34 protein-coding genes and 3 pseudogenes are annotated in these 23,336 nt (G+C 22.9%); 7 read left to right on the forward strand and 30 right to left on the reverse strand.

What is annotated here, in order from left to right; all coding sequences use genetic code 4:
- Positions 1 to 263: 263 nt before the first annotated feature.
- The 19 genes and pseudogenes from SDAV_RS06150 to SDAV_RS06225 form a co-directional block, all read right to left on the reverse strand.
- Positions 264 to 1,271 carry a rolling circle replication-associated protein gene (locus tag SDAV_RS06150; RefSeq protein ID WP_114564128.1) on the reverse strand — a complete coding sequence of 336 codons (1,008 nt, stop codon included), beginning with the start codon at positions 1,269 to 1,271 and terminating at the stop codon, positions 264 to 266.
- 136 nt (positions 1,272 to 1,407) lie between these two features.
- The gene (locus SDAV_RS06155; RefSeq protein ID WP_114564127.1) at positions 1,408 to 1,686 is read right to left on the reverse strand and encodes a hypothetical protein; all 279 of its coding nucleotides are present in this window, start codon (positions 1,684 to 1,686) and stop codon (positions 1,408 to 1,410) included.
- 133 nt (positions 1,687 to 1,819) lie between these two features.
- Entirely contained in the window at positions 1,820 to 2,281 is a 462-nt protein-coding gene (locus SDAV_RS06160) for a hypothetical protein (RefSeq protein ID WP_114564907.1), read from the reverse strand.
- Positions 2,282 to 2,555: 274 nt separating this feature from the next.
- Positions 2,556 to 2,777, reverse strand: a complete 222-nt coding sequence (locus SDAV_RS06165; protein WP_114564908.1) for a hypothetical protein — start codon at positions 2,775 to 2,777, stop codon at positions 2,556 to 2,558.
- A gap of 17 nt (positions 2,778 to 2,794) precedes the next feature.
- Positions 2,795 to 3,085, reverse strand: coding sequence for a hypothetical protein (locus SDAV_RS06170; RefSeq protein ID WP_114564909.1), 291 nt, complete (start codon positions 3,083 to 3,085; stop codon positions 2,795 to 2,797).
- Between the two features lie 57 nt (positions 3,086 to 3,142).
- Positions 3,143 to 3,397: a hypothetical protein gene (locus tag SDAV_RS06175; RefSeq protein ID WP_114564910.1), complete on the reverse strand. Its 255-nt coding sequence runs from the start codon at positions 3,395 to 3,397 to the stop codon at positions 3,143 to 3,145.
- A 26-nt stretch (positions 3,398 to 3,423) separates the two neighbouring features.
- Positions 3,424 to 3,546, reverse strand: a complete 123-nt coding sequence (locus tag SDAV_RS14050) for a hypothetical protein (protein WP_281268772.1) — start codon at positions 3,544 to 3,546, stop codon at positions 3,424 to 3,426.
- A gap of 256 nt (positions 3,547 to 3,802) precedes the next feature.
- Positions 3,803 to 4,093: a hypothetical protein gene (locus SDAV_RS06185; protein WP_114564911.1), complete on the reverse strand. Its 291-nt coding sequence runs from the start codon at positions 4,091 to 4,093 to the stop codon at positions 3,803 to 3,805.
- A 2-nt stretch (positions 4,094 to 4,095) separates the two neighbouring features.
- Positions 4,096 to 4,737 (reverse strand): hypothetical protein, encoded by a 642-nt coding sequence (locus SDAV_RS13280; RefSeq protein WP_245938304.1) that lies wholly within the window; start codon positions 4,735 to 4,737, stop codon positions 4,096 to 4,098.
- Positions 4,738 to 4,811: 74 nt separating this feature from the next.
- Entirely contained in the window at positions 4,812 to 5,102 is a 291-nt protein-coding gene (locus SDAV_RS13285; protein ID WP_245938305.1) for a hypothetical protein, read from the reverse strand.
- Positions 5,103 to 5,528: 426 nt separating this feature from the next.
- Complete coding sequence (locus SDAV_RS06200; RefSeq protein WP_114564913.1) at positions 5,529 to 5,720, reverse strand: hypothetical protein; 192 nt, start codon at positions 5,718 to 5,720, stop codon at positions 5,529 to 5,531.
- A gap of 86 nt (positions 5,721 to 5,806) precedes the next feature.
- On the reverse strand, positions 5,807 to 5,980 hold the full coding sequence (locus SDAV_RS12025) for a hypothetical protein (protein ID WP_155522136.1): 174 nt from the start codon (positions 5,978 to 5,980) through the stop codon (positions 5,807 to 5,809).
- A 1-nt stretch (position 5,981) separates the two neighbouring features.
- Positions 5,982 to 6,161 (reverse strand): hypothetical protein, encoded by a 180-nt coding sequence (locus SDAV_RS06205; RefSeq protein ID WP_114564914.1) that lies wholly within the window; start codon positions 6,159 to 6,161, stop codon positions 5,982 to 5,984.
- Between the two features lie 473 nt (positions 6,162 to 6,634).
- On the reverse strand, positions 6,635 to 6,766 hold the full coding sequence (locus SDAV_RS14055) for a hypothetical protein (RefSeq protein ID WP_281268773.1): 132 nt from the start codon (positions 6,764 to 6,766) through the stop codon (positions 6,635 to 6,637).
- Position 6,767: 1 nt separating this feature from the next.
- A complete protein-coding gene (locus SDAV_RS12030) occupies positions 6,768 to 6,941 on the reverse strand; it encodes a hypothetical protein (protein ID WP_186823329.1) in 174 nt (57 codons plus the stop codon).
- Positions 6,917 to 7,132: a hypothetical protein gene (locus SDAV_RS06215; protein ID WP_114564916.1), complete on the reverse strand. Its 216-nt coding sequence runs from the start codon at positions 7,130 to 7,132 to the stop codon at positions 6,917 to 6,919. Before SDAV_RS06215 ends, SDAV_RS12030 begins: the two co-directional genes overlap by 25 nt.
- Positions 7,133 to 7,523: 391 nt before the next feature.
- On the reverse strand, positions 7,524 to 7,823 hold the full coding sequence (locus tag SDAV_RS06220) for a hypothetical protein (RefSeq protein ID WP_114564917.1): 300 nt from the start codon (positions 7,821 to 7,823) through the stop codon (positions 7,524 to 7,526).
- Between the two features lie 117 nt (positions 7,824 to 7,940).
- A pseudogene (locus tag SDAV_RS14710) lies at positions 7,941 to 8,117 on the reverse strand (rolling circle replication-associated protein); the annotation flags it as partial.
- 284 nt (positions 8,118 to 8,401) lie between these two features.
- Positions 8,402 to 9,484, reverse strand: a complete 1,083-nt coding sequence (locus SDAV_RS06225; RefSeq protein WP_114564918.1) for a DDE-type integrase/transposase/recombinase — start codon at positions 9,482 to 9,484, stop codon at positions 8,402 to 8,404.
- A 116-nt stretch (positions 9,485 to 9,600) separates the two neighbouring features.
- Between SDAV_RS06225 and SDAV_RS12035 the strand changes: the two genes are divergently transcribed.
- Entirely contained in the window at positions 9,601 to 10,071 is a 471-nt protein-coding gene (locus tag SDAV_RS12035) for a lipoprotein (protein WP_186823330.1), read from the forward strand.
- Between the two features lie 11 nt (positions 10,072 to 10,082).
- Here the strand turns inward: SDAV_RS12035 and SDAV_RS06235 are convergent, their stop codons facing one another.
- From SDAV_RS06235 to SDAV_RS06280, 10 genes and pseudogenes are all read right to left on the reverse strand, one after another.
- Positions 10,083 to 12,272 carry a spiroplasma phage ORF1-like family protein gene (locus SDAV_RS06235; RefSeq protein WP_114564919.1) on the reverse strand — a complete coding sequence of 730 codons (2,190 nt, stop codon included), beginning with the start codon at positions 12,270 to 12,272 and terminating at the stop codon, positions 10,083 to 10,085.
- A gap of 11 nt (positions 12,273 to 12,283) precedes the next feature.
- A complete protein-coding gene (locus SDAV_RS06240) occupies positions 12,284 to 12,520 on the reverse strand; it encodes a hypothetical protein (RefSeq protein ID WP_114564276.1) in 237 nt (78 codons plus the stop codon).
- A 64-nt stretch (positions 12,521 to 12,584) separates the two neighbouring features.
- Positions 12,585 to 12,998: pseudogene (locus SDAV_RS14430) on the reverse strand (hypothetical protein); the annotation flags it as partial.
- Positions 12,998 to 13,201, reverse strand: a complete 204-nt coding sequence (locus SDAV_RS06250) for a DUF2649 domain-containing protein (protein ID WP_105299284.1) — start codon at positions 13,199 to 13,201, stop codon at positions 12,998 to 13,000. The gene SDAV_RS06250 and the pseudogene SDAV_RS14430, both read right to left, overlap by 1 nt.
- A gap of 152 nt (positions 13,202 to 13,353) precedes the next feature.
- Complete coding sequence (locus SDAV_RS06255; RefSeq protein WP_114564920.1) at positions 13,354 to 13,803, reverse strand: DUF3627 domain-containing protein; 450 nt, start codon at positions 13,801 to 13,803, stop codon at positions 13,354 to 13,356.
- On the reverse strand, positions 13,787 to 14,146 hold the full coding sequence (locus tag SDAV_RS06260; RefSeq protein WP_114564921.1) for a hypothetical protein: 360 nt from the start codon (positions 14,144 to 14,146) through the stop codon (positions 13,787 to 13,789). The genes SDAV_RS06255 and SDAV_RS06260 overlap by 17 nt, the downstream gene beginning before the upstream one ends.
- A 380-nt stretch (positions 14,147 to 14,526) precedes the next feature.
- Positions 14,527 to 14,778, reverse strand: a complete 252-nt coding sequence (locus SDAV_RS06265; protein WP_071937632.1) for a hypothetical protein — start codon at positions 14,776 to 14,778, stop codon at positions 14,527 to 14,529.
- Positions 14,778 to 14,927 carry a hypothetical protein gene (locus tag SDAV_RS06270; RefSeq protein ID WP_015979229.1) on the reverse strand — a complete coding sequence of 50 codons (150 nt, stop codon included), beginning with the start codon at positions 14,925 to 14,927 and terminating at the stop codon, positions 14,778 to 14,780. The genes SDAV_RS06265 and SDAV_RS06270 overlap by 1 nt, the downstream gene beginning before the upstream one ends.
- Positions 14,928 to 15,057: 130 nt before the next feature.
- Positions 15,058 to 15,552 (reverse strand): hypothetical protein, encoded by a 495-nt coding sequence (locus tag SDAV_RS06275; protein ID WP_114564922.1) that lies wholly within the window; start codon positions 15,550 to 15,552, stop codon positions 15,058 to 15,060.
- Positions 15,553 to 15,819: 267 nt separating this feature from the next.
- The gene (locus SDAV_RS06280) at positions 15,820 to 16,431 is read right to left on the reverse strand and encodes a hypothetical protein (RefSeq protein WP_114564923.1); all 612 of its coding nucleotides are present in this window, start codon (positions 16,429 to 16,431) and stop codon (positions 15,820 to 15,822) included.
- A 1,025-nt stretch (positions 16,432 to 17,456) separates the two neighbouring features.
- Here SDAV_RS06280 and SDAV_RS06285 point away from each other — a divergent pair.
- From SDAV_RS06285 to SDAV_RS06310, 6 genes are all read left to right on the forward strand, one after another.
- Positions 17,457 to 17,666 carry a DUF2649 family protein gene (locus SDAV_RS06285; protein WP_114564924.1) on the forward strand — a complete coding sequence of 70 codons (210 nt, stop codon included), beginning with the start codon at positions 17,457 to 17,459 and terminating at the stop codon, positions 17,664 to 17,666.
- Positions 17,667 to 17,915: 249 nt separating this feature from the next.
- Positions 17,916 to 18,680 carry a hypothetical protein gene (locus tag SDAV_RS06290; protein WP_245938582.1) on the forward strand — a complete coding sequence of 255 codons (765 nt, stop codon included), beginning with the start codon at positions 17,916 to 17,918 and terminating at the stop codon, positions 18,678 to 18,680.
- Positions 18,673 to 19,035, forward strand: a complete 363-nt coding sequence (locus SDAV_RS06295) for a hypothetical protein (RefSeq protein WP_245938307.1) — start codon at positions 18,673 to 18,675, stop codon at positions 19,033 to 19,035. Before SDAV_RS06290 ends, SDAV_RS06295 begins: the two co-directional genes overlap by 8 nt.
- Complete coding sequence (locus tag SDAV_RS06300; RefSeq protein ID WP_114564925.1) at positions 19,035 to 19,304, forward strand: hypothetical protein; 270 nt, start codon at positions 19,035 to 19,037, stop codon at positions 19,302 to 19,304. Before SDAV_RS06295 ends, SDAV_RS06300 begins: the two co-directional genes overlap by 1 nt.
- The gene (locus SDAV_RS06305) at positions 19,286 to 20,689 is read left to right on the forward strand and encodes a spiroplasma phage ORF1-like family protein (protein ID WP_114564926.1); all 1,404 of its coding nucleotides are present in this window, start codon (positions 19,286 to 19,288) and stop codon (positions 20,687 to 20,689) included. The genes SDAV_RS06300 and SDAV_RS06305 overlap by 19 nt, the downstream gene beginning before the upstream one ends.
- 145 nt (positions 20,690 to 20,834) lie before the next feature.
- Positions 20,835 to 21,224, forward strand: coding sequence for a lipoprotein (locus SDAV_RS06310; RefSeq protein ID WP_114564927.1), 390 nt, complete (start codon positions 20,835 to 20,837; stop codon positions 21,222 to 21,224).
- 14 nt (positions 21,225 to 21,238) lie between these two features.
- Here the strand turns inward: SDAV_RS06310 and SDAV_RS14650 are convergent.
- Positions 21,239 to 23,273 (reverse strand): annotated as a pseudogene (locus tag SDAV_RS14650) (spiroplasma phage ORF1-like family protein).
- Positions 23,274 to 23,336: the final 63 nt, after the last annotated feature.

The following is a 23,336-nucleotide window of genomic DNA, read 5'->3' on the forward strand; positions in this document are numbered from 1 at the left end:
AAATGAATGTAAATATAAATGCAAAATAAAAACATTTACCTATATTTAAAGTTTCCTGGCTGAAAACCTTTATTGGTTTGAATACTTAAATATAACTAAATGTTATATATAATATTCTAATTTAATTTTACATAACAAAATCAATATGTCAACTAGTACATATTTCAAAGCAAAAAATAAATTTATTTATAAATTTATATACTCACCTTGTTTTTTTTTTTTTTTTTGTTTTAATTAGTTATGTGGTATAGGTTCTGGCTGAACTATGCTACACAATTAGTACTTTCCATTTGGAAGGTACTTTTTTTAATATACCTTTGTTTACCTAAATTAAGGTATTTATCTAATTTTTTTCGTGTTTTATATATGCCAATATCCGTTATTTTATTAAAAAACCGGAATATTTTTTTATCATACGGAACATATTCTTCCATTTGTCAAAAATAATCTTTATTTCAATCACTATCAATACTAACACCCATTAAATAACCATCTTTATTATTAAACATAAAATTATGTTTCGTTCCTTTTAAAGATGCAATTAATTCCATTTCGCACATTTCAATAACACCAACCTTTATAAGTGGGTCAGTACAATTTGTACTAAAACGATATGCTTTGATATTTAAGTCATAAATATTTTTACTTTTTTCTTCGCTTTGTGCTTTTACAATATATTTAGCAACATATTTACTAACAAATTCATTTGTACCAGTTTTAACTGGTAAATTTTTATTATATCCATAAGGTCAACATTTTCTAACTACTTTATTAGGGATATATTCACTAAATATTATATGAAAATGTATTCTTCCTTTTTTTTGATATTCATAAGCAACTAAATATTTTAAGTCTTTATATTTATTTTTTTTATATTTAGAAAAATAATAATTTAATCTTCGAATAAATAATCTAAAATGATGGTTTGCTTTTTTAATATCTTGGACATTTTCAGCATAAGTTAAAGTTAAAAAACTCATATTTTTACAACCACTAAAATTATGAATTGCTTTACGAATACAATTTGCTTGAGAACGAACACGACTATTTACTAATTTAGTTTCATTTTCACCAGTATTTTTAATACCAGTTGGATTGCCATTACCAAATTTATTAATACATTCTAACGGTAATACAATCGTTTTAATATAAGGACCATAATATACTTTTTTAACATAATATTTTTGATTAACAAAATTACTACTATCAATATAAGGTCTGTATAGAACTTCTCCAGTCAAACGATTATAAGGATTTATATTTACATTCATTTTTTATTTCCTTTCTAAAACAAAAATAAAAAAACATTTACTTATATTTAAAGTTTCCTGGCTGAAAACCTTTATTGGTTTGAATACATTAAACATTTGGATAAATGTTTTTTTATTCTAATTTATTTACTAATTTTTATTTATCCTCAGTATTATTATTACCTTGAATTTTTGCTTTTGTTTGTTCTATAAAATCATCGTATGAAATTGAAGTACTTTTTTCAATTGGATTTTTAATTTTTTCATCTAATTCTTTATATTTTTGTTCTCAATATTTTTCATTATCTTTTTTTAATGTTTGGTTAAGCGGAGCATATAAGGCATCCATTTCTTTTCTAAAATCATCTGATTTTTTTCATCCAGTAATAGTTGCAAAAGCAACTCCAAATTCTAAAATAGTTTTTAAAATAATCATTTTCCCTCCTTTTTATTTCTAATTTCTATTATATTTATTTTTGATTAGTTGTCAATTTTTAAACTTTTAATGTCCTTAAAAATCCTTTGGGACAGTTGTGTTACTTAATAAATTAATTATTGTTTAATTTAAATTAACAATAATAATCTTTTCATTGTCTATTATTTCATTTAAATTTATTATTATATTTTCTATTATTAGTATGAAAATTAATAGTATAAATAATTTCTTCTGGAATTCTTTTGTTTTTAATATAAATATTACTATTTTCTTTTAATTTTATTTTTATATAACCATTAACATATTGTTGCTTCAAATCTTTATCTTCCAAAAATATATCACCTATAATTTCTAAGTTTTCAATAAATATTTCTTGCGAAAGAAATATTTCTTTTTTCTCTTTTAAATTATTAAGAATTGTTTGTTTATCAACTTTATTTTTATATATATATCCAATGTTTATATTATTATTAGTAATAATTTCCTGTAAAGTTGGTGCTTTTCTTTGATTATTATTTGGCATCATTGCCATTAATGGGGTTACTCCACTTGTTGTTATAGTAGTTGCTCCGATTAAACTTAGTATTTTTGTCATATATAATATTCCTTTCTTTTTTAATTTATATGTATTTAATAAATACAATAATTTAATTATATTTATCATTTTTATATTGTCAATTTTGTTTTCTCCCGTTGTGCTAGTTAATCTAGTTAATCTAGTTAATCAAGGAAAGGGGCTTCGCCCCTAGGTCGCTTCGCGACCTGTACCCCAGCAAACAACACACGGGGAGGACATAAAGTCCCTCCTCCGTGGTGTTTGCCTATCTATTTGTCTCTGTCTGTGTCTGTCTTTGTTTTGCTTGTATTTATTATAAATATCGCATAACACCATTAAACATCGCTAATGAGATAATAGCACCAAGGAATAATTTAAAAGTTATATCAAAGGCAAATAAATTACTAATATTTTCTCAAAGCAAATTAACATTATGGATAGTATTTCCCAAGGCATTAATATATTTACCAACCTCTTTAATACCAGGCAAATTATTAAACGCTCAAATAAGAGCATTAATAATATGTTTATCCAATCTATATCACGGAGCATCTAAATAAGGTAATTGTCATATTTTTCCACTGAAAATACCTCATATATACTCGGTAATTTATCAGTTTCAGTGTTTCAATTTGAATAAAAATAATATGAAAAATCTTTAACATCTACTTTATAAGCATTATAAAACCGAACTATTGGACTAGAAAAATAATTATCACTTCCAGCTCCGCGTAAACTAAAATACAAAGCCTTTGGATATAACAAAAAACCATTTTTTACAAAAAACAAAGAAAAAAACTTAACATATTCATAAGGATTACCAACATCAAAAATACCACGCAAAGTATTTGAATAAACAAAATATAAAATTCAAAATAAATTTTCTAAATTTCAATTACCTTATAAAACATTATCAATATAATATTTTGGTTCTGCTAATTTAAAATTCTCTTCGGTAATTTTATATTTTTCAAAAAGACTGCGATAACTAAAATCAATTTTTATTATATGATTTATCAACAAATTTTTTAATCAAAAATTTTTGTCTTTTGGTTCAATACTAACTCCATAAAACGGTTTTGCCAATCTTATACCAAAGGAAAAAGCATAATTTTCAAGACTTAAATTATGCATAAAAAAATCTTGTTTTATCATTAAAGTACTTTGTAAATCATATTTATTTAATTCATTGATAGTTTTTTCGCTAAAATTGTCTTTTTTTCTGAAATAGTGCCATTAAAAAGAAATATTCACCCAAAAGGAATTAATAAAACAAGAAAAAAACTTAATATTTTTTTACGCATAACATATTTTCCTTTCTATCTAACCACAAATATAACCCTTATAATCATAAGCATAATTCCAAAGACGATAAACAATCTAAAAATAGGGTGGGTTGCAATAATAAATAAATTAGCAACTAATTTATAAAATTCGTTTGAACTATTAAACCATTGTTTTATTGTTGCCATTGCTGTTTCTTATGCTAAAAAAATATTTGCAACAAACGCAGAACCAATAATGCCTATTACAAGAAAAAAAATCATAATAATTTAATCATTATTTTTCACCTTTATTAGCTTTAATATGTTTAATTTGTTTGCTATCTTTCAAACGAATAGCACCTAAACCCGTAGACATGGCAGAAGCGGTATTTTGAGACATTGTACTTAATTCTGGTGCTGAACCAACCAAACGCATAACAATTCCTAAAATACCCCCTATAATTCAAAGAACATATAAAGGGATGTCTGTTGCTGGCAATTTTAAAGTTCACATTCAATCCATAATCTTCATAAATATATCAATAACAACATTAAAAGCATCATCCCAACTCGTTAATAAATTCATAATTATTTACCTCCTTTTTGTAAATTTTCAACTAATCTTGTTGCTCCCATTTTTTCTAAATCTTCTAAACTATCAAAATTAACATAATCTCAATAAGTCAATGATTTATCTTTAACTCTGTCATTTTTAATATCTCTAACAAATTGTAAATATTTTGTATCATAATTCATAACATCTAATAAAGATACTGTAATTTTAAAATTACGCATACCAATAGCACTAGCATTTTTTAATTTTACTTTTTTACCATTAGCAGAACGCTTAACACTTTCAGATTTTCAAATATCATAATTATCTTTATCTTTAAAAATACCAATATTAAATTTAAACTTAGGAAAAAATCAAATAAAATATTTTAATATTCCCTTAAATTGTAAAAGCGGTGTTTTGCAGTCTAAAGGCAACATTAATGCGGTTGCTAACTCTCTATATTCTACTCAATGATGTTTTTCTCTTTGTCCAATAAATACAACATTAATATCATATTGACGCATAAGAACCAAAATCGGAATAACGCCACTATATTTTTTCATAGCACCATCTTTAACCTCATTAGCAGGAATATATAAAGCCATTTCATCTAAAACAACTAAATTACTTTCACTATAAGGTATCGGATTTTTTAAATTATTATTATCAAACATATCAAATGTTCCTAGTGCGATATCATTGTTAAAAATTGGATAATTAGAATATTTAGTTTCATATTTTGAATATATTAATAAATAGTTGCTAACGCTGTTTCCCCAGAACCTAAATCACCAATCACCATCGTTATAGGGCTTTGTTTAATAGTTTTAAAAAATGCAAGTTGACTTTTTAAGTCTTTAAAAAATAAAAATATTACATATATACTAAATATATAAACAAAAACTATAAAAATAATATTTAATCAACCACTAAATATATTTTTTTTAAATATAATTAAACAATTTAAAACAATCATAATTAATGTAAAAAATCAATTCATTAAATATCAATTTATAATTCATTTTCTAATATTTAACATTTAAGATACCACCTTACATATTTTAAAAATCATATAAATAACAAACCATATAGTAAAGAAAATAAACAATCACATAACTACCATACAGACATAATATTCAACAGTTTTATCAATCAAACCTAATTTATTAGCGGGAATAAAAAAAGCAAACTGATATAAACATTGATAAACTTTATCTAAAAACTGATTTCAAGTCATTAACAAAACCACCTAAATATCAATCTAAATATTCAAAATATAACACCAATAATAAAAGTTAAAAACAAAGTAAAACAAATATAAACCAAAGCCGGTGGCATATCTACACCAAATATAATCTGCATAAATTCAATATAAATATCAAAGACACTTTTTTCTAACATTTTATTTATTCCTTTCTTTTCAGTAATATTCAATACTTTTTAACTTTTTAGGGGTTAAAAACTACTAATATCCGTGTATTAATTTTCGCAAAGTTTCAATCCCTAAAACAACGAACATTAATACAATCGGAATAATTAAAATAGCGTTTGCACCCAAAAAGGCTAAAAATCAAGTTGTAAAACCTCCGGCTCATTTAGCAAGCATTCCGGCTCAACCCTCAATCGCTTTAATAATTCCTGTTGTACCTGCATCCATAAAATATATTTTCCTTTCTAAATTAATAACTAGTATCAATATTTTTAACCCCTAAAAAGTTAAAAAGTAATATAAAATATTACTAATTAAATTTTATTAATAACTTTTTGTTGTCTTATTTGTTCTTTAAGAGATTTAATAATTCCACGATTATTTTTAATTTCTTTGCGATGTTTAAACGCTACAATGCTATCAGCAATATAAAATATTAAAACCAAAAATAATGTAATAAACACCATAATATATAAAAATGTAATCATATTATTTAACCTCCTTTTGTTTTCTTTTTTCCAATTCAACTTTTAATTTTCGAATTTTTTTACTTTGTCTTAAAATTATTGATGTTTCTTTTTCTTTAATAATTTTTATAATTCCAGCAATAAAATAAGCATAAATCGGCACCATAAAAAATATTAAAATACCTGCTGATACATATTCCAAATTAATCAGCCTCCTTTTCATTTTTTCTATTATTAACTTTATTTTTAATTCATAAAATTAATTGAACAATATAAGAACCTATTAATGTTCAAAACATATAAATATCCAACATCCATTAAAATTGCTATTAAACCGAATTTTTTTAAAAAAAATTCTAATTCTTTAACATCAACACAAGCAGGTATTAATAATGACCCAAAAACAATTCATAAAATAAAATATGAATTAAAATTTTTCATCAATTATTTTTTAAAAAATTTAATACTTTAATTTTCATTCCAATTTTCCTTTACTGCTTCTCATCGCTCGTTAGTAATTTCATCTATCGAAACCAAATATGACCTTAACATTAATTCCTCTAATTTAACAATAATTTATCTTTATTCTTTGCTCATTATTTAACCTTAACAATTTTTTTATGTTTAGGACAAATAATATCTTGTCTATTACATAAATAACAATCTATTTTTTTCTTAGTCATTATCTAACCTAGAATAATATTGATTAATTAAAACAACATTTTTATTAACACAATTTCAACAATAACGAGACCCATTTTTTCAAACAATATCATTAATACAAACCATACATAACTGTTGTTGCATATTAACTATTGCTTTCTGTTATTGTTGAATTATTAGAATATTTATTAATAAAATCTTGTTGTTTATTGTATGGAACAACTTTAACAACGCTAACTTTGTTATATTTTCTTCCCGTTTTTCTATCAGTGACAACCGGAAATTTAATATCAATTAAATAATAATTACCTTTTTTCATTTCTGGTAATTCATTAGCCAATTTACTTTCTTTATTATATATTCGTCTGGCATTGGCATATAATCTTCATCAAGTTGCATAAAGGTAAAAATATCAAAAAATAAACCTTTATTATCATTTTTTTCACCATCTTTTTCTTTACTATCCATTTGATGGTTAAAATCAATTTGAGCTAATAATACTTTATACATAATAAAGTACTCCTTTCTTCACTTAATTAAGTAAATAAAGGTTTCATATAGTTTAAAACTTTAAATAATTATAAATGCTGAAAATAAATTAAAAATAATTAACAAATTAATTGAAAAATATAATTAAAAATGAATATAAATATAAATGCAAAATAAAAACATTTATTTATATTTAAAGTTTCGTGTCAGAAAACCTTTATTGGTTTGAATACTTAAATATAACTAAATGTTATAAATAATATTCTAATTTAATTTTACATAACAAAATAAATATGTCAACTATTACATATTTTCATAACAAAAAATAAATTTATTTATAAATTTACATTCTCAACTTGTTTTTTTCTTTTTTTTTGTTTTAATTAATTATGTGGTATAGGTCGTGTCAGAACTATGCTACACAAGGAGTATTTTCCATTTGGAAAGTACTTTTTTTTATATATTTTTGTTTACCTAAATTAAGGTATTTATCATATTTTTTTCGAATTATATACCTATCTAAATCAGATATTTTATGAAAAAACCGAAATATTTTTTTATCATATGGAACATATTCTTCCATTTGTCAAAAATAATCACTATGTCAATCACTATCAATACTAATACCTAACATATGCTTTTTTTGTTTATCCGCAAACATATAAAAATGTTTTACACCACATAATGCCATTTTTAACTCTTCTTTCGTCATTTCAATAACACCAACTTTAACAACTGGATCGGTGCAATTTGTACTAAAACGATATGCTTTGGTATTTAAGTCATAAATATTTTTTGATTTTTCTTGACTATATGCTTTTACAACATATTTAGCAACATAATTACTAACAAATTCGTTTGTACCTTTTTTAACGGGTAAATTTTTATTTAATCCATAAGGTCAATATTTCCTTATTAATTTATTAGGGATATATTCACTAAATATGATATGAAAGTGAACTGCTCCGCGTTTTTGATATTCATAAGCAACTAAATATTTTAAATTTTCATATTTATTTTTTTATATTTAGAAAAATGATATTTTATTTTTTTAATAAATAATTTAAATTGATGATTAGCCCGTTTTACATCTTGCATATTTTCTGCATAAGTTAAAGTCGTAAAACCTAAATTTTGACAATTTATTATACCACACACATTTTAAAGATTACAAGAAAATAATAAAAATATTTATTTATAATAAAAAAATATCATAAAATAAATAAATAAAAAATATAAAATTAAACAAACTAAAAATTAGTTTAAATACAAAAAATAATAATTCGCAAATTATTTAATTAAACTATTCAAAAAATTAAATGGTGTCTGAAAATTTAAAGACTTATGTACTCTTTCAAAATTATAAAAATAATAATAATCATTTAATTTATTCTGTAAACTAACTGCATTTAATATTTTTTCTTCAAATACAAATAATTTAGTATAATTTTGATGAAATCTTTCAATCTTACCGTTTGACTGTGGAGAGCGAACTGGTGTTGTTTGATGCAAAATATTTTTATCTGTTAAAAATTGAGTAAAATTAGTTTTTTTAACACTAATTTTTTGATTATTACGATAATTATTAATAAATTCAGAACCGTTATCAGTTCTAATCCGTGTTATTATAATACCAAATATATTTTTAAAATCACTAATTGCTTTTTTAACAGCATCAATAGCATTATCAGTACTTAATTTATCATAAACATATCCTAATGCTAATCTTGTTTTTTCATCAATAAAATCATAAACATAATACTTTTTATCAACTGGAAATTTACTTGGTACAAAATATTTAGCGTCCATCTGTAACAAACCTATTTCTTTAACTTCATATCTTGGATGTTGTTTTTTAATTTCTTTAATTTTATTTTTTATTTTTAATCATCTTTCATCTTTTTTAAGTCAACGAAAAAATGTTTTTAAATTTTTTGGTGCTTTATTTTTTAATTCTTCTCCATGAATTCCTTTTTTTAAATTATAAAACAAAGATAAAACACCACCAGCATGTTTATTACAATATTCAAAATATAAATCACAAATATTTTTGCGAATATGATTACTATATTGATAATTAATATTATTAGGAATTGTTGACTTTAATAATAATTCAGCAAAATCATTATTTTTATATGCAATTAAAATTTTATTCGCTCAATAATAAAAAGTTGAAAACTTATTTTTAAAATATTTTTTAATTAAATCTTTCAACAAAAAATTACCATTATAATAATCATTACACAAATTAATATATGAAAATATTTTTTGTTTTATTCTTTTATAATATTTATTTTTATAATTTTTACTCAAAAAACTCTTTAATTTTGATTGTAAATCAAACAAATTAAAATTATTAATAATATATTTCATTAATTTACACCTACCATCAAAAATATATAAAATTAATATTTAATACGAATAATTGATATATAATTGATATGTGATAAAATCAATTATATATAAAACAATAAAAAGGAGCAATCTATATGAAAAAATGACTTAGCATAATAGAAGCAATCGGATTAACCGCAACAAGCACAACAACACTAATCAGTTGTAAAAAAGAAAATAATAATGAAAACGGTGGAGGGGATAATAAACCAGAACCACAATATAATTCACAACAACCACCAGAAGGTAGTAATTGAAAATTAATTGGTAAAAATAATTTTGATAATGAATTTAGTACAAAAAATAATAAATCATATTTGTTTCTTAATTTATTTGATGTAGGTAAATATGGTATATATTTATCAAAAAATAATGGTAATATATCACAAAAAAGAAATAATATTTGATATTTAGAAACATATAATCCAAAAGATTTCGTAATGTTTAACACTGCAAATATAAAATCACTTTATCGTTGAGTTGGTGATAGTGAACCACAAATACCTACCATTGATAAAAACACCGGTGAAATTACAGATTGAAAAGAACAAAAAGGAACTGAATAACAGTTCCTTTTTTATATTAATCGCACAAATTTCATAAAAATAATTAATAAAAAAATATTTGTTATTGTACTATACAATGCGGGATTAAATTTTCATACTTCAAATATTTGACTAAAAAAACTATATACTGTTTCAAAAACCTTACCAACACCACTCGCTAATTCATTAACTTGTTTAACACCGGGAATAGTATTGACAATTCAAATCACCGCATTTTTAATATGAGCACCAAAATCTCATCAACCTTTAGGAGTTATATATTGCACTTGAAATCATTGTTTATCGGGAAACAAACCACCATTATTAATTTCTTGTCAATTATAAATCCCAAAATTAAAATCATAATATCGGTACATATCATTCTCTTTTTGTGCTTGCAATTCAAAAACATTATAACCGATTTTTTGTTCTTCAATTTTTTTATATTGCAAACCATATTTATTTTGTAAATCACCGCCAAAAACATAACCCGAATTTAACTTAATATCATAATTATTAGCAACCGAAAAATCATAATTAAAAACACTACCATAATTATTAATCGTATAAAACCGATTTTTAAATGCTGAATATAATTTAATATCTAACTGTTTATATTTATCTGAAAAATAAAAATATCGTGGGTAAATTTTAAAACCATTATTTACTAATAAGCCATATTTTTTATTATAACCTTGAACATAAGTATTATTCTCTAAATCAAAAATCGTACGTAAATAATTAGTATAAAATTTCTGTGAAATCTTAAACATACTATTTAATAATTTATCAAATTGCAATTTATCGTTAATATTCTCACTCAACAAAATATTATTAAAATTTTGTAATTTTAACGCAAAAAAGTTAACTAAAACAGTATCATATTGTAAATTATCAATATATCCATTTTCAATAAACGAACTACGATTTTGAAACACTGGCACCAAAGCACTTCCAAAAAACGACTGTAAAAACTTAGATAAATCAAACTGACCGCTAAACTGTTGATAATACTTTAAATCTTTACTATTTAATGATGAATAAATTGAACCATTAAAATTAAAAACTTCACCCATTCCCATTCGCATAAAAATAAAATTAAAACTTAAATCATCATTATTAATATTATTTAACTCTAAACTACCAGAAATAATTAAATTTGCTTCATCAACAGTCAAAATCATCCGATAAATTGCTTTTTTAATATTTTTAACACCCAATTCATCAACCGTTTCAAAATCAAAAATTATCCGCTTTGTTACAACCTTATTCGGATTTTCATAATCCGCACTACCACCTTTCTGAACTCTAATATTTTCCTGCAAAACAGAATATAAAGACAAACTAATAAATTCTTTTACACGATTTTGTTGATAACTATTTCAATCAATAATTTCACCGGTGTTTTTATCAATGGTAGGTATTTGTGGTTCACTATCACCAACTCAACGATAAAGTGATTTTATATTTGCAGTGTTAAACATTACGAAATCTTTTGGATTATATGTTTCTAAATATCAAATATTATTTCTTTTTTGTGATATATTACCATTATTTTTTGATAAATATATACCATATTTACCTACATCAAATAAATTAAGAAACAAATATGATTTATTATTTTTTGTACTAAATTCATTATCAAAATTATTTTTACAAATTAATTTTCAATTATCTTGTTTCAACTTAACTCTTGGATAACGATTTTCTTTATAACGATCAACATTCTCCACAATTTGTTTAGATACATCAAACATCTTATATTTTACGGCAAAAGCATAAATAAAATCAGTTAAATCATCCAAAAAATTCTCCTTTTTAACATCATAAAATTTTTCAACCATATATCGACTTTTTAAACTATGTCATTGTCGATAATAATTCAAAAATATTTCATCAGGTTTATCATAAACAACTCCGGTTGAATAACTATCTTGTAAAAAATCTAAATACCATTTATCATTAAACAATAAATTTTTTGATGTTTTTAAAGTTGGATTAATAAAATAATTTGTTTCCGACCAATTTTCAAAAAAACTACTGCGTAAAAACATTGTATTAATAAAATCAGTTTCATTAATACCTTTACCAGTACTATTCTCTTGTTTAAGCATATAATGCTCCTCATTTAAGGGTCTAAACGCCGTTAAAGTAATAAATGGAATAACCAAACCCAAAAAACTTAAAATAAATATGGCAAATAAAGATAACGATTTTTTCATAAACTCAACTCCTAACTATACAATGTTTTTGAAACAATAAACCCAACAATATATAAACTTGATATCGTTAACATTAACGGATGACTAAACAAAACTGCCATTCTCCCAAATAATCAAAACAACCAAGTATCAGAATTATATAAATCCATAATAATATTTTTTGCTGATGTAAATTGATTAATAATAACAGTAATAAAACCAGTACCAAATATCGCAATCGCCGCCACCAATAAAACTAATTTAATCATATATAAACCTCCAACTTATTTTTTTATTCTTCGCGTTGTGTGTACTCTTTTAAAACCTTGTTCTATCATCTGGGGGAACCGGTTTTGTTCTATCGGTAAAATCTAAATTTTTAAATGTTAAAACTTTAACTTTATCATCTTCTAACGGATAATTACTATAAATTTCATCTGTCAATAATTTCATAGTTTGCGACAAATAAGTTAAAAGTAATGTTTTACCAGTTCCTAACTTACCAATAATTACCGATAACGGATTATCTCAAACAAAATTTACTAACCCAAAAGAATTTAACTGATAAAAAATATTTTTTCACAATCATCACACAAAATATACACATTGCAAAGCAAATAATATTCAAAATACTAAACCAACACAATACAAAGAAATTAACCAAAGTAATAAATCAATTAAACTAAACAAAAGCATTGAACCACTAATATAACAATAGTTTTTAAAGAAAAATATAAATTTTTTCATTATTTAAAATACCCAACTATTTTAAAAACCATTCACAAGAAAAACCAAGTTAAAAACAAAATCACAATTCAAACACCAACCATCAAAGTTAAATATTCATTTTGCGTTAAATTCCACATTGTAATACTTTCAACATTCGTTTTATCGATAAACAAAAATATATGAATAAAAAACTCTTTTAATTTAATTCAATCATTTTGCATTTTTAAAAACTCCACATTTTTTGAATAAGTTTAAAAAACATTCCAAAAAACAAAACAATAAATAACACAAACGATATAACATATAAAAACTCAGGGGCATTTGAACCAATAATATAACTAACAAATTGAACTCAATAATCATATAAACTCATTTAATTTAAACTTTCTAAATCATTAAATAATTCTTGTTCTTTTTCAACACTTCAATTTGTTAAATTATTATTGTTATTATTTGCTTTTACTTTTTTAGGTTCACTTAAAAATAACGCTTTTTTCATTTTAGTAAAATAATTTTGTTTATATTGATTATATAAATTAATTAATTCTGTTCCAGTTAAATATTTTCAAATATTTCGCTTTAAATTTTCATCATATTTTACAATAGGGTAAGAATTATCATAAATCAAACCGATTGCTACTTGTTCCGAATGTTTTTCACTCGAATAAATAAACTTATTACTCAATCAAAACCCAATATGGCGATTATGATTGGGTAAATTAATAAAACTTGCTTTATCTGTTGTAAAAGGGATAAATTCCTTACTAATAAAATAATTTTCTACATTCTGATTTTTCTTAACAAAATTACTCAATTTTATCATCTCCTCGTCTTACTGGTCTTAACATTGTGCCTTTTCCTAATCCTCCAATTATATTTTCTAACGGTAACATTCTTTTCTTTAACAACATAACTTTATATTCTTTAATTTCGCATATATGACATTGAATTATAAAAAATAAAAGAATAAATATTAAAAATAAAAATAAAGAAAAAAGTAAAATACCAACAATTATTTCTCTATTTGAAAACAAAACAAGACCTACAATAATTTCAATAAGAACAATGAAAAATTGAAAATAAACAAAACCAAAAACAAAATTCCTAATAATAAAATCTCTCTTTAATTTTTTACATTCCTTAGTTGTTTTAAATTTCATATCCATAATATAGTCTCCTAACTAAATATTTGTTTAATAAACAATGTTATAAATAATGTTTATATAATGTTTTTTAATTGTAATAAACACTGATTATTAACAATGTTATACATAATGCTAATATATTGTTTATTTAATGTTTAATAAACACTGTTAATAAACATTGTTAAATATAAAAATAATAAAAATTGGCACACTGAAAATAACTATTAAGAACTTTAATAGTAAATATAATAAGTTCATTTTTCTATTTAATAAATTCATTTTTTACAAATGTGATAGCATCTATTTTTTGATTATCATGAATGGTATCACCAATTAAAACAATTATTTCACTAAAAATTCCTAGTGTGCCTTAACTAAGATATAATCGATTATAATAAATACTAAAATCCTTTAACCATAACACGGAAAAAGTTTAAGATTTTAATAATACAAAATATAGCAAATGGAATTAATATAATTCACGCTTCACCTAAGAAAACCATTATCTCAGGTAAAATATTTGTTATACCTTCTTTAACTTTTCATAATGCACTAGTCAAACCCGTTCAAATACCAGTCATACCCTCAGTCATAGTTTTAGGTGTAGGTGCTGTTAAAAAATTAAACGCTGTTGTTAAATACATACCTAACATTATTTATTACTCTCCTTTCTTTCAATTTCTTTTTTATCTTTTTTCTTTCCTCGAATTTGACGAATTTTTTGGTAAATTAATAAACCAAAATAAAGAAAAATTGCTAATACAATAACAACACTAAATATTGTCGTTAATCAAGTTGGCATAATACATCTCCTTTCTAAAAACTAAAAAATTGAAATTTGCAAACTCGCTCCGCTCGTTGTCGCTTCGCTCCATTAAAAACACTACTGAATAAATTATCCGCTAATAAATTACGCGGAATAATTTATTCTTTTACTTTTTAATTTCAATATCTTTTGCAATCTTATTAACAGTATTAATAACATTATCTTTTCCATACTTTTTCACTAGGAACCGCAAAATAAAATATTGCTTTGTTTGCATAATTTCAACTCCTCAATTAAAAAAATTAAAAAAATTTACTTTCCAAAACTGTAAAAACCAAAAATACAAAATGTATGTGGTTTCTACACCTAAATTTTGACAACCATTAAAGTTATGAATTGCTTTTTGAATACAATTTCTTTGTGAACGAACACGACTATTTAATAATTTAGTTTCATTTTCACCGGTATTTTTAATCCCCGTTGGATTTCCTTTTCCAAAACTATTAATACACTCTAACGGTAAAACAACTGTTTTAATATATGGACTATAATATACTTTTTTAACATAATATTTTTGATTAATATAACAATCAGGGTTTATATAAGGTTTATATAAATTTTCCCCAGTTAAACGATTATATGCATTTATATTTACATTCATTTTTTGTTTTCCTTTCTAAAACAAAAAAAAAAAAAACATTTATTTATATTTAAAGTTTCGTGTCAGAAAACCTTTATTGGTTTGAATACATTAAACATTTTGATAAATGTTTTTTTATTCTAATTTTTATTATATTTTTAATTTTAATGTCAATTTATTTTATATAGTAATGATAAGTATAATTAAAAATATTTATCATAAACTTTAATTACAAAATACAAATAAAAAACAATTAATTTGTTGTTTTTTAAATCAATATTTATAGAATTAAACTTTTTTTAAAAAAGTTATTATATTTTCTGGTTTTATAAATAATTTAATTGAATTATTATTTTCTGAAAAACCTTGTGCTCTAAATAACATTGTCAAATAAAAATTATCATCTGTTTTTTTGAAAAAATTTAAATTATAAATAATTTCTACTTCATAATATCTATTTGGTTTATATTGATAAAAATTTAAATTAAAATTATTTTTGTTTTTATCTGAAAGAGAAATATAATTATAATATTCATTAGGTTTTAAAGCATTAACTATATATGTATTTTGGTTTAATTCTTTATCGAAAACAGATAAATACATATTAAAATTTTTAAAATAAAAACCATTAAAATTTTCTTTTAATTCTTCAAAAGAATTAATATTTAATTCTTCTGTAAGATTTAATTCACAGTCAAATAATATTTCATTTTCTAAAAAAGAATTAGGATTAAAAGTATATTCTTTTGTAATAAAATTTATGTTAGCATTTTTATCTATAAAGTTATTATTACTATTACTTGAACTTGAAGAAGAATTATATGGTATCATTGCCATTAAAGGTGCTCCTCCACTCGTTGTTATAGTAGTTACTCCGATTAAACTTAGTATTTTTTTCATATATAATATTCCTTTCATTTTATTTATATGTATTTAATAAATACATAACTTAACTATATTTAATTATTTTTATCTTGTCAAATATTCTTATTTTTCCGTTTCTCCCTTTGTGTTACTTAATCAAGTAAAAGGGCTAAAGCCCTCTGTTTGCCCTGCGGGCAACCATTCACCCAGCAAACAACACACGGGCAAAGATAAACTTTTTGCACCGTGGTGTTTGCTTATCTGTTTTTTTCTTTGTCTGTGTATGTATTTGTATCTGCTTTTACTTTTAGGGTTTTTTTATGACTGCTTACTTTTAGTGTCTAATTTACCTCTTAAAACGCTTTATACAAACAAAAAAAGACATAGATTACTAGTCCTAATCTATGTCTTAATATTGAGATTTTTTTGATGTTTTCTCATGAAAATTATAACACTTTATAGGACTAGTACAAAGCATAATTTAGTTTTTATGATTTCATTATATATCATATTTTTATTTTTTTAACTATTCATTAAATTAATTTATACTTATTTAATCAATAATTAAAAAAATCACATTCCATAAGATTACACTCATTTATTTATCCTACATTTTGCTTTATTAAATACCATTTGACACGCCAATATTTAACAGTCAGCAGAGAAGCAACATTTTTATATTATTCTAACCATTATTATTTTGTTTAATTTTTATGTTAAATTATATATTGTAATTGTTTACTAATTGACACATTCACATATGTTATTAATTATTCCGTTAGTTTTAATGTTTGTGGTTTTAGGAATTTAAACAATCAGAAAGTTAATTCACGGATATTAATATTTAATAATAAAATCTAATCTTGATTTTAGTAATTAACATTTAGGAAAGGAATAAGAAAAATGCAAAGTGTATGAGATTTATATTATGAATTTATGACAATTATTTTCGGAGTTAATCATCCCGCTATTTTAGATATTGTTATATTTGTTGTATTTTTAATACTTGTTTTTGGGATGTTATTTTTAATTTTAAGTTGTATTTTTAGGTGGATAAAATAATGGACTGAAATATTTTTTTGCAACGAGTATATCAAGGTCTTTTACAAATTTTTTATTTTATTCCGAAAACTGAAATTGATAACTTTGTTGGTAGTTCTGTTGATAATATTACTTATTCAGTAATTATGATAGGTATATGATTAGTAGTTTTTTTCTTAATTTGATTATCAATATTTATTTTATATAAAACAATTAGATTGGTGGTGTAGATATATGTTTAAAAATTATTTTAATTTATTTAGAAGACAAAAAAATATTAAGATTTCTTATTGATATGTAAATTGATTTATGGCAAATATTTTGTTTTATCTTTTTATTGTTTGTTTTAATTTACAATTTATATATTTTAGTTCTACATCAGTTATAGATATTATCCTTTTTATTTTTTTAGTAATTTTTGATATTATCTTTTTTGGTCTTTTTTTAGTAATCTTTTTCAAACACGGAAACTTGTTAAAATTGTTAAAAGTAGTCCAATATCAATTATTAACGGTGCTTTGGGTACTGGTAAAACTTTATTAATGACTTATTTATCGCAAATTGCTAAATTTGATAATGTTTATTCTAATTATTTTATTAATGATGAAAAAATTGGAGTTTTAGGTTTAAACCATTTATATTTTAAAAATAAAAAATATAAAATACCGCCAAATGATAGTTTAATTTTATTTGATGAAATATTTTTATATATAAATGGTACAAACCCTAAGGAAAATGATAAAAAATTTAGTGGTTTAAAAGCATATTTTTTATTATGTCGTCAGTTTGATAATAATATTGTTTTTGCTGGACAACGAATTAATCAAAATTGAGTCGAATATAGAGAGATTGCTAATATGATTATTGTTCCTATGCAATGTATTCCACCTAGTATATTTTTTCCTTATTTTAAAATGAAAATAGGTTTTTTTGATGATTTAGATGATTATTTAACATGAAAAACTGAAACGGTTAAACGAACATCAAACGGAAAAAGAGTTCGTAAAAAATCTAGTAAAGATATTGGTATTAATTTTGTTAAGATAACAATTCCTTTATCTATTGCAATGCAATATGATAGTAAATATTTAAAGTTTGTGCGTGATTTAAAAAATGATAAAGTACCAAGTTATATTAAGCAAAATTGACCTAGTATTGTTAAAAAATATATTACGCTTAATGAATTACGAGAGATGGGAATGGAACATTTATTAAAGAATTTAGGAGAGTTAGAAAATGATTAATTTACTTGCTAATGATATATGAAATGGTGCCATTAATGTTGTAGTTGATATTTTTATGAAAATAATGGATTGAATGTGAGTGTTAAAGTTGCCGGGTACAAATATTCCTTTATTTGTAATTTGAGTAATTGGTGGTGTTATAAATGTTATCTTTTTGTTAGTTAATAGTTCTCGTGGTTTAAGTTCAGTTTCTCGTGCAAGTTTAGAAGCAAGTTCTAATATTGTCAAAGGTGTTAAGGGTACTGTTTCATTTTCATATAAATCTGGTAAAAAAGTTAATAATTATGTTGGTACTCGTTCAGCAAATAAAAAGGCAAGAATGTCAGCAAAAATAAATAAGGAGAATGATAAATAATGTTAAAATTAATATTTTTCTTTGTTATTGGTTTAACCGTTGGTTTTGGTTTTATTGCTAATATTGTTGTGGCAACAGATTTGGGTTTTTCTACTGTTAAAAATTATTTGGAGTCTGCTAATGATTTTTATAAATTAGTAGCACAGTTATTTATTATTGCAACACATCCTATTTTCCAGTTATATATGGCGTTTGGAATTATTATTATGGGTATTAAAGAATTATTTTTATTGTTTAGGGGGTCAAAACAATGCGAAAACGATTATTAGATATATTTATTATTTTTTATTTAATATTTGGTTGAATATTTCTTTTTTTTAGTGCTACAACTATAAATTATATTAGTAATGTTTGTAAAACGGAAACAAGAAATAATGATAGTTTTAGTGATTTAACTTATGCAAAAGCAAATGAATATGATTTTCAGTCTACTTTAATGTTGCGACAAGATTATTTTATGCAAGGTTTAGACCCTAGTAATTATGCATTTAGTTTTGGTGTTGAAACTTCTTTTATTCCAAATGTAAGTGCTGATAAAAATGATAGTAATTATTGATTTAATATAATTAAAAATACTGCTTGAAGTTATTTATTAAGTTGAAACCCAAAAGATATTTCTAAGAGTTTTTTGGGTAAATTAATTATTAATTATGAAACTCCAAATAAATTGTTAGATATTTTTATTTATAAAAACAATATAAAATATGAATTTACTTTTAATTGAGAAATTATACAATATTTATTTATGCCAATTATTGCCAATCAGAGTTATAAACATTTTGATATGAATTATTTAGTTTTAAATTTTAATTATAAAGAATTGATTAATATGGATATTCTTAAAAAATCTAACAGTAATTATTTTGTTAATGATGTTAAACAAAATTTTTATTCGTTGGATAATTTATTTCAAGTTTTAGATTATTTTTATTCTAATGTTTTAAGAGTTATATTTGATATTTCGAATTTTAGAGAATGTATTTATTTTACATCTAATAATGGTAATTTAGGTTTTGTGTTTTTTGTAAAAAATGGTTTTTTATTATATCCAAAATCAATGGTTTTTAATATTTTAAGATTTCCTGATACAGATATTTATTATTTAAAACCACAAGTGCAATTGTATAATGCTTATACGATAAATAGTACTAATGATTATTTTTCTTATTATTCAAATTGAGATTATAAGACTAATATTTTACCTTCTAATAATGATAAATGAACTCAATCAATAAAATTATTAGATATGACAGATAGGTCAAAATATCAAGGTTTTAATTTAATTAGATTTAATACAACCAGATTAACAGAAGATAGGTCTATTTCAATTAATGGTTTTAATTTTAGTCTTTATAATGCTACTGATTGAAGTGGTGAACTTAATTATGGAAAAATTTGACAATTACCTTATAAAAAAGGTGCTTGATACCGTTTAGATATTCATATTGAAAATGCGGCAATTTTGATTGTAAATAATTTGCCTGGTATGAAAGAAATTTATAAATTTGTTAATGGGATAGTACATGTGTTTAGTAATGTTTCTGAATTGTTTAATAATATTGGTAATTTGTTTGCTTTTGATATTACATTTAAAATTATGTTAAGTTCTATTTTAGTTTTAGCAATGGTTAACGGACTTTTACGCTATTTTTAATAGTAAAAATAATGTTGTTGGTAAAAAAAGTAAGGTGGTGTGGTGGTTTATCCACGCACCACCTTACTTAAAGGGGTAAAAGTCGCGGAGCGACTTAGGGGCGAAGCCCCTTTCCTTGATAAAACAATAAAAAGGAACAATCTATATGAAAAGAATACTTAGCATAATAGGAGCAATCGGATTAACCCCAACAAGCACAACAACATTAATCAGTTGTAAAAAAGAAAATAATAATAAAAACGAAGAAGATAATATACCTATTACACCAACAACAGAAGAACAACCACCAAAAGATAATTATTGAAAAGAAGTTTTAAGTGTTTTAGGAGAAGGAAATACTAATAAATGATATATAGGTATTTTCAAAAAAAATAATAAATGAAATATTATAAAATGAAATGGTAACAAAGAATTTTATTCATATTATTATGATAAAGTTTATCGTTGAGATGGTAATAATGAACCAGAATTACCAACTATTAACAAAAATACTGGTAAAATTACTAATTGAAAAGAACAAAAAGGAACTTCTTAATAACAGTTCCTTTTTTATATTAATCGCACAAATTTCATAAAAATAATTAATAAAAAGATATTTGTTATTGTACTATACAATGCAGGATTAAATTTTCATACCTCAAATATTTGACTAAAAAAACTATATACTGTTTCAAAAATCTTACCAACACCACTCGCTAATTCATTAACTTGTTTAATTCCTGGAATAGTATTAACAATTCAAATCACCGCATTTTTAATATGAGCACCAAAATCTCATCAACCCTCTGGCGTTACATATTGCACTTGTCATCATTGTTTATCAGGAAACAACCCACCATTATTAATTTCTTGTCAATTATAAATACCAAAATTAAAATCATAATATCGGTACATATCATTCTCTTTTTGTGCTTGCAATTCAAAAACATTATAACCGATTTTTTGTTCTTCAATTTTTTTATAATTTAAACCATATTTATCTTTTAAAGCATCTTCAAAAACATAACCCGAATTTGAATTAATATTATAATTATTAGCAACCGAAAAATCATAATTAAAAACACTACCATAATTATTAATCGTATAAAACCGATTTTTAAATGCTGAATATAATTTAATATCTAATTGCTTATATTTATCAGAAAAATAAAAATATCGTGGGTAAATTTTAAAACCATTATTTACTAACAAACCATATTTTTTATTATAACCTTGAACATAAGTATTATTTTCTAAATCAAAAATCGTACGTAAATAATTAGTATAAAATTTCTGAAAATATTATTAAAATTTTGTAATTTCAACGCAAAAAAGTTAACTAAAACAGTATCATATTGTAAATTATCAATATATCCATTTTCAATAAACGAACTACGATTTTGAAACACTGGCACCAATGCACTTGCAAAAAACGACTGTAAAAACTTAGATAAATCAAACTGACCGCTAAACTGTTGATAATACTTTAAATCTTTACTATTTAATGATGAATAAATTGAACCATTAAAATTAAAAACTTCACCCATTCCCGTTCGCATAAAACTAAAATTAAAACTTAAATCATCATTATTAATATTATTTAACTCTAAACTACCAGAAATAATTAAATTTGCTTCATCAACAGTCAAAATCATCCGATAAATTGCTTTTTTAATATTTTTAACACCCAATTCATCAACCGTTTCAAAATCAAAAATTATCCGCTTTGTTACAACCTTATTCGGATTTTCATAATCCGCACTACCACCTTTCTGAACTCTAATATTTTCCTGCAAAACAGAATATAAAGATAAATCAATAAATTATTTTACGCGAGTTTGTTGATAACTATTTCAGTCAGTAATTTCACCAGTATTTTTGTCAATTGTAGGTGTTTCTGGTTCACCATCACCATCTCAACAATATAAATTAATAATAGAATATCAATTATTATATATAGGATAAATATAAAATGTATCGTTAATAAATTGTTAATAATAGGAGAAGTTGATTTTTCATTTTGATTATTTTTAAATTTAATAATTTCAATTGATTGATTAGTTGTATTTTTTGCAATTATTATATATCACTTTTCATCATATATACTAAATTGATTATTAATATTATTTTTATCAATTAATTTTCAATTATCTTGTTTTAACTTAACTCTTGGATAACGATTTTCTTTATAACGGTCAACATTCTCCACAATTTTTTTAGATACATCAAACATCTTATATTTTACAGCAAAGGCATAAATAAAATCAGTTAAATCATTCAAAAAATTCTCTTTTTTAACATCATAAAATTTTTCAACCATATACCGATTTTTTAAACTATGTCATTGTCGATAATAATTCAAAAATATTTCATTAGGTTTATCATAAACAACTCCGGTTGAATAACTATCTTGTAAAAAATCTAAATACCATTTATCATTAAACAATAAATTTTTTGATGTTTTTAAAGTTGGATTAATAAAATAATTTGTTTCCGATCAATTTTTAAAAAAACTACTGCGTAAAAACATTGTATTAATAAAATCAGTTTCATTAATACCTTTATCAGTAATATTACTAATTATTATAAAATTAATCGTCATCATGTTCCCGCTATTGCTAAAGGAGCACAACAAACCCAAGCCGAAGTTGCGGGAGTAAATATTCAA

The sequence above is a fragment of the Spiroplasma phoeniceum P40 genome, from assembly GCF_003339775.1.
GTDB classification, from domain to species: domain Bacteria; phylum Bacillota_I; class Bacilli_A; order Mycoplasmatales; family Mycoplasmataceae; genus Spiroplasma; species Spiroplasma phoeniceum.